Annotated in this window: 13 protein-coding genes; 10 read left to right on the top strand and 3 right to left on the bottom strand. The window is 71.8% G+C overall.

The window, feature by feature from the left end; all coding sequences use genetic code 11:
- The first annotated feature begins 83 nt into the window (after positions 1-83).
- Genes ACWDTS_RS07815 through ACWDTS_RS07795 form a run of 5 tightly spaced genes read left to right on the top strand, consistent with a single transcriptional unit; the run spans position 84 to position 5,623 of the window.
- Positions 84-884, top strand: coding sequence for an ABC transporter ATP-binding protein (locus ACWDTS_RS07815; protein ID WP_197253076.1), 801 nt, complete (start codon positions 84-86; stop codon positions 882-884).
- Positions 881-3,349 (top strand): FtsX-like permease family protein, encoded by a 2,469-nt coding sequence (locus ACWDTS_RS07810; RefSeq protein WP_450108617.1) that lies wholly within the window; start codon positions 881-883, stop codon positions 3,347-3,349. The genes ACWDTS_RS07815 and ACWDTS_RS07810 overlap by 4 nt, the downstream gene beginning before the upstream one ends.
- A gap of 57 nt (positions 3,350-3,406) precedes the next feature.
- The gene (locus tag ACWDTS_RS07805) at positions 3,407-4,180 is read left to right on the top strand and encodes a HEAT repeat domain-containing protein (RefSeq protein WP_450108691.1); all 774 of its coding nucleotides are present in this window, start codon (positions 3,407-3,409) and stop codon (positions 4,178-4,180) included.
- A gap of 31 nt (positions 4,181-4,211) precedes the next feature.
- Positions 4,212-5,216, top strand: a complete 1,005-nt coding sequence (locus ACWDTS_RS07800; RefSeq protein ID WP_450108616.1) for a HEAT repeat domain-containing protein — start codon at positions 4,212-4,214, stop codon at positions 5,214-5,216.
- A gap of 35 nt (positions 5,217-5,251) precedes the next feature.
- Positions 5,252-5,623, top strand: coding sequence for a hypothetical protein (locus ACWDTS_RS07795; protein WP_450117962.1), 372 nt, complete (start codon positions 5,252-5,254; stop codon positions 5,621-5,623).
- A gap of 99 nt (positions 5,624-5,722) precedes the next feature.
- Here ACWDTS_RS07795 and ACWDTS_RS07790 read toward each other — a convergent pair whose 3' ends face one another.
- Entirely contained in the window at positions 5,723-6,430 is a 708-nt protein-coding gene (locus ACWDTS_RS07790) for a TIGR03089 family protein (RefSeq protein ID WP_450108615.1), read from the bottom strand.
- A gap of 22 nt (positions 6,431-6,452) precedes the next feature.
- Positions 6,453-7,913, bottom strand: a complete 1,461-nt coding sequence (locus ACWDTS_RS07785) for an LCP family protein (RefSeq protein ID WP_450117961.1) — start codon at positions 7,911-7,913, stop codon at positions 6,453-6,455.
- Between the two features lie 257 nt (positions 7,914-8,170).
- On the opposite strand from ACWDTS_RS07785, the gene rfbD reads away from it, so the two are divergent.
- From rfbD to ACWDTS_RS07760, 5 genes are all read left to right on the top strand, one after another.
- Positions 8,171-9,040, top strand: a complete 870-nt coding sequence (rfbD, locus tag ACWDTS_RS07780) for a dTDP-4-dehydrorhamnose reductase (RefSeq protein ID WP_248673258.1) — start codon at positions 8,171-8,173, stop codon at positions 9,038-9,040.
- A 107-nt stretch (positions 9,041-9,147) separates the two neighbouring features.
- Positions 9,148-10,068, top strand: a complete 921-nt coding sequence (locus ACWDTS_RS07775) for a glycosyltransferase family 2 protein (protein WP_450108613.1) — start codon at positions 9,148-9,150, stop codon at positions 10,066-10,068.
- A complete protein-coding gene (locus tag ACWDTS_RS07770) occupies positions 10,065-11,150 on the top strand; it encodes a sugar phosphate nucleotidyltransferase (protein WP_450117909.1) in 1,086 nt (361 codons plus the stop codon). Before ACWDTS_RS07775 ends, ACWDTS_RS07770 begins: the two co-directional genes overlap by 4 nt.
- A gap of 41 nt (positions 11,151-11,191) precedes the next feature.
- On the top strand, positions 11,192-11,983 hold the full coding sequence (locus ACWDTS_RS07765) for an SGNH/GDSL hydrolase family protein (protein ID WP_450108611.1): 792 nt from the start codon (positions 11,192-11,194) through the stop codon (positions 11,981-11,983).
- A gap of 13 nt (positions 11,984-11,996) precedes the next feature.
- A complete protein-coding gene (locus tag ACWDTS_RS07760) occupies positions 11,997-12,767 on the top strand; it encodes a crotonase/enoyl-CoA hydratase family protein (RefSeq protein WP_450108610.1) in 771 nt (256 codons plus the stop codon).
- Here the strand turns inward: ACWDTS_RS07760 and ACWDTS_RS07755 are convergent.
- Positions 12,693-13,313 (bottom strand): NUDIX hydrolase, encoded by a 621-nt coding sequence (locus ACWDTS_RS07755; protein ID WP_450108609.1) that lies wholly within the window; start codon positions 13,311-13,313, stop codon positions 12,693-12,695. The genes ACWDTS_RS07760 and ACWDTS_RS07755 overlap by 75 nt on opposite strands.
- Positions 13,314-13,315: the final 2 nt, after the last annotated feature.

The raw sequence follows: 13,315 nt of genomic DNA, 5'->3' as shown, positions 1-13,315 counted from the left end.
CATACCCCGGTATGACGCTCGGCGCCGCAGGATCGGGTGTCGCGCCGATGCGTCGGGATCGCAGTGATTCCTACTGTCGGAGCATGACTTCCATCAGAGCTTTCGCGCCCGCCTGCTCGGCGCACGACGTGGTCCGTGTCTACGGTCACGGCGACGTCGAAGTCCGTGCCCTGGACGGTGTTTCGGTCGAGTTCGAGCGCGGCCGGTTCACCGCGATCATGGGCCCGTCGGGGTCCGGCAAGTCCACGCTCATGCATGTGCTGGCAGGACTCGACGGCGTCGACGGCGGTCGGGTGGTGTTGCACGGCGGAGCCGGGAGCGGCGCGGCAGCCGAGAACAGCGCGGCGATCGAGATCAGCACGGCATCGGACGCGGTGCTCACCGGATTGCGCCGCGACCGTATCGGTTTCGTGTTCCAGGCGTTCAACCTGCTGCCCGTGCTCACCGCCCGCGACAACATCCTGCTGCCGATGCGACTGGCCGGAACCCGGCCCGCACCACAGTGGTTCGACGAGGTCGTCGGGCGCCTCGGCCTGACGGACCGTCTCGATCACCTGCCCCACGAGATGTCCGGGGGACAGCAGCAGCGGGTCGCCGTCGCGCGGGCCCTGCTGCCGCAGCCCGACGTGATCTTCGCGGACGAACCGACCGGGAACCTGGATTCGCAGGCCGGCGCCGAGGTGCTCGCGCTGCTGCGGTCGAGTGTGCGCGAGACCGGCCAGACCGTCGTCATGGTCACCCACGATCCGGTCGCTGCGTCGTACTCGGACCGGGTGGTGCTCCTCGCCGACGGACGACTCGCCGGTGAAATAGCGGATCCCACAGCGGATTCCGTGCTCGACGCGATGCGTGGCCTCGGCGCGGTCGGTGTGGTGGCGCGATGATGCATCTCGTTCTGGCCCAGGCTCGCGCCCACCGCGGCCGCTACATCGCGTCCGCCCTCGCCGTGATCGTGTCCGTCGCGTTCGCCGTCGGCACCCTCGTGCTCGGCGACACCGTGAACACCTCGATCACGAAAGCGACTGCCGCCCAATACGAAGGGGTTGCAGCCGCAGCGGTCCTCGACCATGCGCGAGGTTCCGAGCCGGACGTCGCTCCGGAGCACACGGCGGCGGCCGCCGCCGCGGTACCCGGTGTGCGCGCGGCGGTGCTGGACGTGACGGGATACGTCCGGATCGTGGGGGCCGAGGGAATTCCCGAATCGGCCAGGGTGACCAGCCTGGCCCCGGACGATTCGTTGCGCTGGCAGCGGCTCGCCGACGGTCGCTGGCCCGGCGGTCCCGGCGAGGTGGTCGTCGGTTCGGGATCGCGATACGCGCTGGGCGAAGCGCTCACCGTCATCGCCTCCGACGCTGCCGCCTCCGACGCTGCGCCCGACCTCGTCACGGTCGTCGGCACCGTCGACCTCGACGGCACACCGCAGGCCATGGACTCCGGGCTCGTGTTCGGCGAGACCGCGCAGGTGCGCTCCTGGGCGGGCGCCGACGCGGAGGTGGAACTGCGGGTCGCCGGCGACGGGGACGGCCTCGTCGACGCGCTGGCCGCGGCCCTGCCCGGTGTGCATGTCGTCTCCGGCGCCGACCGTGCCACCGAGGTCGCCGGAGCAAACGTCGGCAACATCTCGGTGCTGCGCGACGTGCTGCTGTGTTTCGTCGCGATCGCGGTCGTCGTCGCCGGTCTCGTCATCGCCAACACCTTCGCGGTCCTGCTCGCAGCCCGCACCCGCGAACTCGCACTCATGCGATGCGTGGGAGTGTCGGCGAAACAGGTGCGGCGCAGTGTGCGCGGCGAAGCCCTCGTCGTGGGTCTCGTCTCCGCCACGTTGGGTGTGCTCGCCGGATGCGGTCTCGCGGCGCTGGTGGTCGCGCTGGCACGGGCCGCGGACGTGCCGATCCCGCTGACCTCGATCGCGATCGGCCCGATCACCGTCGTGGCCGGCATCGTGCTCGGCACCGTCGTCACGGTGGTCGCGGCGAGCGGCCCGGCCCGCCGGGCCACGCGGATCCCGGCGCTGGCCGCGTTGCACCCGATCGAGACGCAACCCGAACCCGTGGCGGACTCGCGGATGCGCCGTGTCTGCGCGGCGCTCGCCCTCGTCTCGGGTGCGGCGCTGCTCGTCGTCGGCGTCGCCGGCGCGAACGTGATGATCGCCTGTCCCGGCGGGGTGCTGGTGTTCGTCGGGGTGGTCCTCGCGTCTCGGCGACTCGTTCCTGTCGCGGTCGGCGCGGTCGGGCGGGCCACGGGCCGGTTCGGCGGTCCCGTCGCCGCCCTCGCCGCGGGCAACGCCGTCCGCAACCCGCGACGCACCGCGGCCACCGCGACCGCACTGCTCATCGGCATCACCCTGACGTCGACGATCGTGGTCGGCACCGGCACGCTCAAGGCCGGGGCACCCGGAATCGTCGACGACAACTTCCCGGTCGACGCCATCGTCGAGGCACCGTCGGACGGGGTTCCCTCCGGTGCGGCAGAGCTGTTCACCGGCGTCGAGGGGGTGCGTGCCGCCACCGAGACCGCCGCCGCGAAGATTACCGTCGCCGGAACCGAGGTTGCCGTGACGGGTGTCGACACGACCACTGCCGCAACGACGGTCCGTGCCGACGTCCGCCTGCCGGAGCCGGGCACGATCGTGCTCGAGCAGTCGCTCGCCGACAGCCTCGCTGCCGCCGACGGCAGCACCGTCACCGTCACCGGCCCGAGCGGAGCCCGCGAGTTGTCGGTCACGGCGACGTCCGCCGGCGAACCCTCCCTGATCGACCTCGCCGACCTGCGGGAGGTCGCCGGCCCGGTACCGGCCGACTCCGTGTGGCTGCGCTTCGACGACGGCATGACCGACGACGCACTCGTCGCCGTCACCGACGAGGTGACCCGCGTCGCGGCGACGGTCGTCCCCGGCGGTGAGGTCGCCGGTGTGGTGGCCATGCGCCGCATGATCGAGAAGGTGCTCGACACGATGCTGCTGATCGTCGGCGGCCTGCTGTCCGTCGCGGTGGTGATCGCGCTGATCGGGGTCGGCAACACCATGGCGCTGTCGGTGCTCGAACGCCGACGCGAAACCGCGATGCTCCGGGCGATCGGGTTGTCCCGGTCCGGGGTGCGGAGCCTGCTGATGCGCGAAGCGCTGCTCGTCGCGGCGGTCGCGTCCGCGCTCGGCGTGACGCTCGGGCTGCTTCTCGGCACGGCGGGCACGGCATCGGTCATCGGACCCGGCAAGATCGGCTTCGGCGGTGTGCCGTGGCTGCAACTCGCCGGGATCGTCGTCGCCGGTGGTCTTGCCGGGGTGATCGCGTCGCTCATTCCGGCACTGCGCGCGAGCCGCGTCCCACCGGTCGCTGCGCTCGGTGCTTGACCCTCACACCACTTGACCCTCACACGGTGTCAGGGCTTCCACTGGTCGCGGAAGGAGGTGGTTGTCGTGAACACAACCCGTTACGGCCGAACCGATTCCGCGCAGGTGGAGGCGCAGCTGGTGGAGGCACTGTCCGATGCGGCCCCGTCGACGCGGCTGAGGGCGGCGCTGCGCGCCGGGACCGATCCCGAGCCGCACCTGGTGGAGATCCTGGTGGGCCGGTGTGCCGTGGAACCGGACTTCTACGTCCGCGACATGCTCACCTGGGCACTGTGCCGGATGCCCGCCGACGTCACCGTGCCGAGGCTGCTCGACGAGGTGCGATCCGGGAATGCGCAGGCCTGCAGTCAGGCCTTGCACACGCTGTCGAAGATCGGGGACGGGCGGGCCTGGCCCGATGTGTCGGCGCGGCTGCACGACCGGGACGACGACGTCGCACGCAGCGCGTGGCGTGCGGCCCTGGCGCTCGTACCGGCCGGCGTCGAGGGCGAGCTTGCCGCCGACCTCGGGGCCGCGCTCGGGCGGGGTGACCGGGAGCTGCAGCGCAGCCTGTCCCGGGCACTGGTCGGGCTGGGCGAGCCGATGCTCCCGGTGCTGGACGCGGCGAAGGCAAGTCCGGATGCGAAGATCCGCGCGCATGCCGCCGCCACCGAAGCGCTCTATCGTGACCCCGACAGTGCATTCGCGTTGTCCGTGGAAGCCGCGAAGCGGGTGACCGTTGATCCGGAAGCCGCGAAGCGGGTGACCGTTGATCCGGAAGCCGCGAAGCGGGTGACCGTTGATCCGGAAACGGCGAAGCGGGTGGCGGTGACCGGACCGGAGGGATCCTGATGGCCGAAGTCGTGACGGGGGAGGTCGCGCAGTGCTGATCGGGGAAGTCTCACGACGCTCCGGTGTCAGCGTCCGCATGCTGCGTCACTACGACACGCTCGGGCTGGTGGTACCCACCGGTCGCACGACCGGTGGGTACCGCGAGTACTCCGCGGACGACATCCGGCGGCTGTTCCACGTCGAATGCCTGCGCACCCTCGGGTTGTCGCTCACCGACGCCAAGCGGGCACTCGACGAGCCGGGCTTCGCACCGGCCACCCTGGTCGCGGACCTCATCGGGCACACCCGCGCCCGGATCCGCGCCGAAGAGGAACTGCTCGCCCGGTTGCTGCGGGTCGACGCCTCCGCTCCCGCGGACTGGAGCGACGTGCTGCAGGTCGTGTCGTTGCTGCACGCGCTCGAATCGGACTCGGGAGGTCACCGGCAGCGAGCCGTCCTGACACAGGACGAGTCGGCACCGGTACCTGTTGCCGCGCTGGTCGAAGCCCTGCTCGCCGAGGACGATCCGAACGTCGCCGGGGCGCTGCAGTGGGCGCTCGTCCGCGCCGACGGGCACGGCCTGCCCGAACTGGAAGCCGGCCTGGATTTGCCGGACGTCGAGGTGCGACGGCGCGCGATCACGGCGATCGCCGCGGTGCCGGACGCGGACGCGGCGAGGCTGCTGCGTCGCGCACTCGACGATCCCGACACCACGATCCGCGGTCGCGCCGCCCTGGCGCTGGGGTCCCGCGGCAGCGCCGACGCGCTCCCGGGGCTCGTCGATCTCGTCGTCGAGGGCCGGCGCGACGTCGAAGCCGCCGAGACACTCGGGACACTGGCCGGCGGTCCGATCGCGGCCGAGGACGTCGTGTCCGCGCTCGAACACCGATTGGGTGACGCCGCCGACGGTGCCGCTCGGCTGCGTCTGGCGCAGGCGCTCGCCGAGATCCCCGGCCGCGCAGCCCGCGACGTTCTCGACCGGCTCGCGCGGGACGAGGACCGGACCGTCGCACTCACCGCGACCGCGATCGTCCGGGCGCGAGGTGACGGGTCCTGACCGGTTACGCTCCCGGCGTGGCAGGAACGGGCAGGATGACGCGGGCGTCGCGGGGCGTGCCGTCCGCGCGGATCGTGACGGTGCTGGCGCTGTGCTGGGCGCGGTTGTGCGGCGCGACGATCGGATTCGACGAGCGGTCCGGTCTCTACGTGTGCACAGGTCTGCGGTTCGGATTCGCCCGCGGCGGTACCACGATCGGTGGAGTCTTCCTCACGAGCCGGTGGCCGTCGGACCGGTTGCTGCGCCACGAGGCGGTCCATGCCGACCAGTGGGCACGGTTCGGGGTGGGATTCGCGGTGCGATATCTCGTCGAGGAGATGCGGAACCCGGGTCCGCGCAACCGATTCGAGGTCGAAGCCGGCCTCGCCGACGGCGGCTACCTTCCTGAGCGCCCCGAGCGCCCCTGAACGCCCTGAGCGAGCGGTACATTCACTCGATCGAAGGAGACGAGCGATACATTCGCTCGGAAACCCGGGGGAGAGGGAGCGCGCGGGTGGGGCGACCGTTCAGTCGAGCCGGACGGTGATCTTCTCCGTTGCGACCCGCCGTTCAGTGGCGTCGGCGTCGGGGTTGCTCACCTGCACCAGCGACGCGCCGGCCGCGAGGACCGCGAGCAGCCCCGAGATCAGGTCGTCGGCGGTGGACCATTCGCGACCCGACAGCACCCGGTCGCCGCTGCCGATCCCGGACGACGATGCGGATTCGCGTGCAGCGGAAAGAATTTCGGCAGACGACCGTCCGTCGAGCGCGGCCCCGGCGTCGCCGGACGACCGGAATTGATCGCCGTGCATGCGCACGTGCGTGGCGTAGTCGGTCACCCCGACCGGCAGGTTCGGCACCGGCATCCCGAACGCGTCGAGGGACAGCGCCGCGACCTCGGCGACATCGGCGACGTCGTCGAGCCGGTCCGCGGTGACCAGCGCCAGTTCGGCATCGGGATCGGCGTCCAACACGACGTCGGCGCCCGCCCACCACGCACCGAGGAGCACCGCTGCCGTCTGCCAGTGCGCGGGCAGCAGCACCACGACCCGGCCGCCGGGCAGCAGCCCGAATTCGTCGCGAATCATGTTGGCGGTCTTCGCCGCCCAGTTCGCGAGCGTGACCGCCGACAACTCGATGCGGGCGCCGGTCGCATCGTCGTACCAGGTGATGCGCGGACCTGCCGGGTCGGCGGCCAGGATCGGGTCGAGCAGGGCGTCGGTCAGGGTGGTCACGGAAATCTCTTTCGTCGGGTGGTCAGTTGACGCAGCGGGTTCCGTTGCCGGCGTCGATCGGGTCGGCGGGCGGGGCGGGTGTGGCGGTGCCGCCGGCCGGCGTCAGCTCCGACGCGGCCGTGCTGGTGGTCGACCGGGACGCACCGGAACCGGGGCCGTCGTAGCCGGCTGCCAGCACGACCGTGACCTGCCCCTTCGGCAGCGACCGGTCGGCGGCGACGTCGAGACCACCGAGCACGGCGGCCACGGCCTTCGCCTCGTCGGAATCGGGGTCGGCCGCGAACACCGTCGACGTGTCCACCGGATCGCCGCTCCCGACGACCCCGTAGTTGCCGACCTCACCCTCGGTGAAACCCTCCGCGGTCAGGGCGGCCGACACGGTGGAGGCGAGACCGGCGACGTCCCCGGCGTTCGCGACGTCGACCGTCACCGAGGAGCGGTCGATGTCGGGTGCGACCGCGGTGGTCGCGGCGACCTCGGTGGCCTCTGCGGTCTCGACACCGCTGAGGGACGCCACGAACGCCCTCACCGCGGCCGGATCGACCTGCACGACCGACTCGCCGTAGTCGGTCATGGCGTTGATGTCCTCGACGGGAATGGTGGAGAACTGCACCGCTCCGCCCGACAGGTCCTGCATCTGTGTCGCCAGATCGAGGATGTCCCAGTCGTCGTCGAGCACCACCGACCGCTGCACCGCCGCGGTGAGCTGGCTCAGCTTCGACGGATTGCTCAGCGTCTTCGCGCTGAGCACCTTCTGCACCAGCGACGCCATGAACACCTGCTGTCGCACGATGCGGTCGAGGTCGCCGCGCGGCAGATCGTGGCGTTGCCGCACGAAGCTCAGCGCGTCGGCTCCCTGCAGGGTCTGCTTGCCGGCGGCGAACCGTGCGCCCGACAGCGGCTCGTCGACCGCATTGTTGAGGCAGACGTCCACGCCGCCCACCGCGTCGGTGAGCAGCACGAATCCGAGCAGGCCGACCTCCGCGTAGTGGTCGACGGTGACGCCGGTCAGGTTCGCCACCGTGTCGATCAGGGCCTCGCGACCGGCCCGGGAGGAGTCCTTCTCCGCGGTCGCGTCCGATTCGCCGTCCTCGACGAGTCGGATGCGCTCGAGTTCCTTCGTCGCGCCGTACGCCGCGTTGATCTTCGACATGCCGATTCCCGGCACCTCGACGTACGCATCGCGGGGGATGGAGACGGCCGTCGCGGAACTGCCGTCGTTGGGCACCCGGATCAGGATGATCGTGTCGGTGTTGTTGGCGACCTCCTCGCCGGCCCGCAGCGCGTCGAGTTCGCGTTGCGACAGCGCGTTGCCGTGCGCGTCGGTGCGGCTGTCGGTGCCGACCAGCAGGATGTCGAGGGCGCCGTCCTCGCCACCGCCGAGTCCGAGACCGCCGATCGTCGCGAGCGAGGCCCGCAGGGAGTCGATGCTCCGCCATGCGAAACCGGTCACCACCAGTGTCAACGCCGCCAGCATCGCCATCGCGATGCGCAGCGGACGACCTTCGAACACCCGCGCGGCGATGCTCGGGCCACGCTGCACGGGCGCGGTCTGCTGCCTGGTCCTGCGTGGCGCCGGCCTCTCCCGATCGCTGCGGGTGGGCGGCTCTGGCGGCACGTGCAGGTCCTCCTGTCGGGTGGCTCGGATGGCGTACGCCGGGGTGGGGGCGGCGCGGAACCAAGGCTACTGCGGGCACCGGCGCATCGTCGGGAGCCTCTCCGGCGTGCCAGACTTTGGCCGTGAACACAGTTCTGATCACCGGTGCCCGCGGTCAGCTCGGCCGGCAGCTGCTCGCGCGCGGCACGGCCGCGGGTACGGCGGTCCGCGGATACGGTTCCGACGAGCTCGACATCACGGATCCGCGCAGCGTCGCCGACGCCGTCCGGCCCGGGGACGTGGTCGTCAACTGCGCCGCCTACACCGCGGTCGACGCTGCCGAGACGGACGAGGACCGCGCCGCGGCGGTGAACGGTGACGGTCCGGCGGTGCTCGCCGCCGCGTGCGCCCGTGCGGGCGCCCACCTCGTCCACGTCTCCACCGACTACGTGTTCGCGGGCGACGCAACCGAGCCGTACCGGGTGGACGCGCCGACCGGCCCCCGCAGCGCGTACGGGCGGACGAAGCTCGCCGGGGAACGTGGCGTCCTCGCCGCGTTGCCGTCCGCGCACGTCGTGCGCACCGCGTGGGTGTACACCGGCGACGACGGGGACTTCGTCGCCACGATGCGACGCCTCGAACACGAACGCGACACCGTCTCGGTGGTCGACGACCAGCGCGGATCTCCGACGTTCGCCCGCGACCTCGCGGACGCGCTGCTCGAACTGGCCGCTCGCGCGGGCGGTCCGGATCCGGTGCCCGGCGGGGTGCTGCACGCCACCAACGCGGGGGAGGCGACCTGGTTCGATCTGGCCCGGGCCGTGTTCGCGGAGATCGGCGCGGACCCCGAGCGGGTGCGGCCGTGCAGCAGTGCCGAGTTCGTCCGGCCCGCCCCGCGCCCGGCGTATTCGGTGCTCGACGGCAGTGCGTGGGCCGCGGCGGGCCTGACGCCGTTGCGCCCGTGGCGCGAGGCGCTGCACGCCGCGCTGAGCACGACGGAGGTCCGTGGGTGACGCGCGAGGCCGTGGAGGCCGGGCCGGACACGCACCGGCCGGAGGCGGTGTCCGAGGACGGACTGCGTGATTCGGAGCACTCGGACGCGGCCGCTAAGGTTGCCCGCGTGAGTGCGAAGCTGGCCGTGGTGACGGTGACCTACTCGCCCGGCGAGCACCTGGAGCATTTCCTGGCGACGCTGACGGGTGCGACGGAACTGCCGACCCAGGTGATCATGGCGGACAACGGGTCCACCGACGGGGCGCCGGAGGCCGCCGAGGCCGCGCACCCGAACGTGCGGCTGCTGCACACCGGCGGGAACATCGGCTACGGCGGCGCCGTGAACCGCGCTGTCGCCGAGGTCGATCCGTCGGCCGAGTTCGTCGTCGTCGCCAATCCGGACGTGCGGTGGGGACCGGGATCGCTGGACCGTCTGCTCGAGGCCGCGCAGCGCTGGCCGCGGGCCGGTGCGCTGGGCCCGCTCATCCGCGAACCGGACGGCAGCATCTATCCGTCGGCGCGCAGCGTGCCCACCCTGGTCTCCGGCGCCGGGCACGCCCTGCTCGGCACGGTGTGGCCGTCGAACCCGTGGACCCTGCGCTACCGCCAGGACAACGAGGCGGTCGCCGAACGGGCGGTGGGCTGGTTGTCCGGATCGTGCCTGTTGCTGCGGCGCGCGGCGTTCGACGCGGTCGACGGTTTCGATTCGCGCTACTTCATGTACATGGAGGACGTCGACCTCGGAGACCGGCTCGGCCGTGCCGGCTGGCTCAACGTCTACATCCCGGACGCCGAGGTCACCCACGCCAAGGGGCACGCCGCGGGACGCCATCCCGAGCTGATGCTGCCCGCCCACCACGACAGTGCCTACCGGTTCCAGGCGGACCGGCACCCGCACCTGTGGCAGGCCCCGCTGCGATGGGCGCTGCGCGCCGGCCTCGCGGTGCGTTCCAGAGTGGCGGTCGCGGCAGCGGTCCGCGAACGCGATCGAGAGAATTCCGGCACCGTGACGGACGGCCGGCAGAGTGGATCAGGGGAGACGAGATGACGAGTGACACCGCACCGCACACCGATGCGGTCATCCTGGTCGGCGGCCAGGGCACCCGCCTGCGGCCACTGACGCTGTCGGCGCCGAAGCCGATGCTGCCCACCGCGGGTGTGCCGTTCCTGACCCACCTGCTGGCCCGCATCCGGGAGGCCGGGATCAAGCACGTCGTGCTCGGCACCTCGTTCAAGGCGGAGGTCTTCGAGGAGCACTTCGCCGACGGCTCCGATCTCGGTCTCGAGATCGAGTACGTCACCGAGACCGAACCGCTCGGCACCGGCGGCGGTATCCGCAACGTGCTGCCCAAGCTGCGCGCCGACAACGTCATGGTGTTCAACGGTGACGTCCTCGGCGGCACCGATCTCGGGGCGATCCTCGACACGCACACCCGGACCGACGCGGACGTGACCCTGCACCTGGTGCGGGTCGGGGACCCCCGGGCGTTCGGTTGCGTGCCGACCGACGCCGACGGCCGGGTCACCGCGTTCCTCGAGAAGACGCAGGATCCGCCGACCGATCAGATCAACGCGGGCTGCTACGTGTTCAAGCGGGAGATCATCGAGTCCATCCCCGAGGGTCGTCCCGTCTCGGTGGAGCGCGAGGTGTTCCCGGCGCTGCTCACCGAGGGCAAGCGCGTGTTCGGGCACGTCGACGCCGCGTACTGGCGTGACATGGGGACCCCGGAGGACTTCGTGCGCGGATCGGCGGACCTGGTCCGCGGCATCGCGCCGTCGCCGGCCCTGCCGGGGCAGCGCGGCGAGTCGCTCGTGCACCCGGGGGCGTCGATCGCTCCCGGTGCGCTGCTGATCGGCGGAACCGTCGTCGGCCGCGGCGCCGAGATCGGCGCCGGGGCGCGACTGGACGGTGCGGTGATCTTCGACGGTGCGAAGGTCGAGGCCGGCGCGGTGATCGAGCGGTCCATCATCGGATTCGGCGTGCGGGTCGGACCGCGTGCGCTGATCCGCGACGGCGTGATCGGTGACGGCGCGGACATCGGCGCCCGCTGCGAACTGCTTCGCGGCGCGCGGGTGTGGCCGGGCGTGACCATCCCCGACGGCGGCATCCGGTTCAGTACCGACGTCTGACCGCACGAGATACCTTCGACCGACTGCGTGGGTGGTGACCTGTGAAATTCGAACGCTATGTGGCCCTGGGGGATTCGTTCACCGAAGGAGTGGGTGACCCGGACCCGTCGCGTCCCAACGGGGTACGCGGATGGGCCGATCGGGTAGCCGACGAACTTGCCTCTGCCGGAACGGATTTCGCGTACGCGAATCTCGCCGTGCGTGGCAGGCTCATGCGGCAGATCCTCGCCGAGCAGGTCGACGCGGCCGTCGCCCTGAACCCGGACCTGGTCACCATCTATGCCGGCGGCAACGATGTCATGCGGCCGAAGCTGGACCTGGACGCGATGGCCGCCGAGTACGACGACGCGATCGGCCGCCTCGCCGCGACCGGCGCGACCGTCGTGATGTGGACCGCCTACGACGTCGGATGGGCGCCGGTGTTCCGGCACCTGCGCGGCCGGATCGCGACCTACAACGAACTCGTCCGTGAGATCGCGGACCGGCGGGGTACGACGCTCGTCGACTACTGGCGTTTCGGCGAGTACCGGGACTACCGCATGTGGGATTTCGACCGCCTGCACATGTCCCCGCTCGGCCACCGCAACATGGCCGCACGGGTGCTCGACGCGCTCGGCGTCGAGCACGGCATCGAGCCGGTCGTCCTCGAACGGATCCCGGAGCCCGCGCCCGCCGACCAGCGACGCGAGGACCTGCGGTGGATGCGGGACTTCCTGGTTCCCTGGGTCGGGCGCCGCGTCCGCGGCACCTCCTCCGGTGACGGGATCACCCCCAAACGGCCGACGCTCACGCCCGTCGAGACCGCGAACCGGGGTGGCTCGCCGGTCGCGTGAGTAGGCTCCGGGGATGACTCCCGACACGGTCGTCGTCCGAAAAGTCGGCCCGGTCACCACGATCGGACTGAACCGCCCGCACGTGCGCAACGCCGTGGACAGACCCACCGCCGACGCGCTCGCCGCGGCGTTCCGGGCGTTCGACGCGGATCCCGACGCGGCGGTCGCCGTCCTCCACGGCGAGGGCGGAACATTCTGTGCCGGGGCGGATCTCAAGGCGATCAGCACGGGCGACGGCAACCGCGTCGCGCCCGACGGGGACGGACCGATGGGCGTGAGCCGGATGCGGCTGTCCAAACCGGTGATCGCGGCGATCTCCGGGCACGCCGTCGCCGGCGGCCTGGAGCTGGCGCTGTGGGCGGACCTTCGCGTCGCCGACGACGACGCGGTCCTCGGCGTGTTCTGCCGCCGATGGGGTGTGCCGCTCATCGACGGCGGCACCGTCCGGCTGCCGCGGCTGATCGGGGAGAGCCGCGCGATGGACCTCGTCCTGACCGGCCGCCCGGTCGCCGCCGACGAGGCGCTGAGCATGGGACTGGTCAACCGCACGGTTCCGGCCGGGACCGCGCTGGACGCGGCCGTCGAACTGGCCACCGAGATCGCCGGATTCCCGCAGACGTGCCTGCGGCAGGATCGGCTGTCGGTGCTCGAACAGGCGGGCCTGAGCGAGGATCAGGCGATGCTCAACGAATTCCGCCGGGGGACGACCTCACTGGCCGACGGTGCCGTGGCCGGCGCCGCCCGGTTCGCCGCCGGTTCCGGCCGGCACGGCTCGTTCGGCTGAGCGCGCCGCCGCCAGCGCGACCAGGTGCTCGATCGTGTCGCGCTCGGCGTCGTCGGGCAGCGCGTCGACGGGCCACCACCGCAGATCCGTGGATTCGGCACTGCGCGTCGGCACCGCGCCGGGCGGTGCCGTCACCAGGAACCGCAGGTCGAGATGCCGGGTGGGAATCCCGAGCGAGCACGTGATCGGGTGGGTGTGCGCCGACAGCAGGTCCGGATCGATGACGAGGCCCTCGATGCCCGATTCCTCGGTCGCCTCGCGCAGTGCCGCGTCGACGACGGTGTCGTCGGATTCCTCGCAGTGCCCGCCGAGCTGGATCCACCGGCCCACCTTCGGATGCAGGGTGAGCAGCACGTTGCGATGCTCCGCGTCGAGCACCAGCGACGACGCCGTGATGTGTCCCGGCGCGTGGGCGCGCAGGCAGCCGTCCGGCGCCGAGCCGAGGAACGCGAGCATCGTGTGCCGCAGCGATTCGGCGTCGGCGGAATCGGTGTCCCAGGCCAGGAGCCGTTCGGTGGCGGACTCGTGCAGCGAACGCGCCGACATCG

Source organism: Rhodococcus sp. NPDC003383, assembly GCF_053589115.1.
Note: the sequence above shows the minus strand (reverse complement) of the source record. Positions and strands in the feature narration are given on the sequence as shown.